Origin of the sequence: Acidiphilium iwatense (genome assembly GCF_021556475.1) — a bacterium.
GTDB lineage: Bacteria > Pseudomonadota > Alphaproteobacteria > Acetobacterales > Acetobacteraceae > Acidiphilium > Acidiphilium iwatense.
This window is the reverse complement of record NZ_JAKGBZ010000134.1, coordinates 1-1,459: the sequence shown is the minus strand read 5'-3', so window position 1 is coordinate 1,459 and position 1,459 is coordinate 1. Positions and strand designations below refer to the sequence as shown.

Annotated in this window: 1 protein-coding gene; it reads left to right on the top strand. The window is 68.3% G+C overall.

Going from position 1 to position 1,459, the window contains the following annotated elements; translation table 11 throughout:
* Positions 1 to 1,459 (top strand): sigma-54-dependent Fis family transcriptional regulator (locus tag L2A60_RS20395; RefSeq protein WP_329603620.1); only part of this gene is annotated, 1,459 nt, incomplete at both ends.

The window sequence follows — 1,459 nt, the reverse complement described above, 5'->3', positions numbered from 1 at the left end:
ACCGGCCCTTGCTGCGCGAGGCTTATATCGAGGCGGCCTGGAAGCGCTGCCATGACGATTACCGGCTCGACCCGCATTCAGCGCCCAGTGGCGAACATATCGGCGGTACGGCGCTGAAACACCGGCGCGAGGAACTTGCTCTGTTCGAGCGGGTCGCGCGGGTGGAAATGCACCGGCTGTTCGGCCAGATCAGCCATCAGGTCGCACAATCGCAAACCGCCGCATCCCGCTACGTGCTCCTGCTCACCGATGCCGCCGGCACGGTTCTCGACGTCTTCACCGACAATGCGAACGCCGAAGCCGCCCGCGCCGTCAACATGGCGCCCGGCTTCATCTGGGACGAGCGCCACCAGGGCACCAACGGCCCCGGCACCTGCCTGCACGATCTCCGTTCGCGTGTGGTGCATCGTGAGGATCATTTCTTCACCTGCAACAGCCGCCTGACCTGCTCGGCCGCGCCGGTCTGGGGCTCGAACGGCGAGTTGCTCGGCGTGCTCGACGCGTCCTGCCTCGATTGCGACGACAGCCGGGCCAGCCAGGTTCCCACCATCGCGCTGGTCAGCATGTCGGCGCGGATCATCGAGCAGCTCCATTTCACCCACCAGTTCCGCGACTGCCTGATCCTGCGCTTCCACGAACGGCCCGAGCTGGTCGGCCTGCCCTATGACAGCCTGCTGGCGATCGACGACCAGGGCCGGGTCCGCGCGGTGGACAGCACGGTTCCGGCCCAGCTCGGCGCGTCCTTCGGCACAGCGGGCAACACCGCCCTGACCGGCCGCAGCGTCGCCGATCTGTTCGACATCTCGGTCGATCGCCTGTTCGAGCATGCCGAAACCCAGCCCTTCGCGATCTGGCCGATCACCCATGGCGGCGACCGGCACGGCTACGCGAGCATCTGGCCGGCGAAACCGGTCACGTCCCGCGCCCGGCCGCGCGCCATCCCGCCCGCGCCGGCCGAAAAACCGGCGATCCCGCGCCCCGGCGCAAAACCGCCACGGCCTTATCCGCCCACGCTTGCCGCCATCGCCGGCGGCGATCCGGCGATGACCGAAAACGTCTGGCGCGCCGAGCGGGTGATGAACAAGGACATCAATATTCTGCTCCTCGGCGAGACCGGGACGGGCAAGGACACCTTCGCCCGCGCGATCCACCGGGCGAGCGACCGGCGCTCGAAACCCTTCGTCGCGATGAGCTGTGCGGCGATCCCGGAAACCCTCATCGAAAGCGAGCTGTTCGGCTACGAGGCCGGCGCCTTCACCGGCGCAAGGCCGGGCGGCATGCGCGGCAAGGCGCTCGCCGCCCATGGCGGCACGCTGTTCCTTGACGAAATCGGCGACATGCCGCTCGCCATCCAGGCGCGGCTGCTGCGCCTGCTGGAGGAAAAGGAGATCGTCCCGCTCGGCAGCAACACCCCGGTTCCGGTCGATGTCCGGGTGATCAGCGCGACGCATCGCGACCT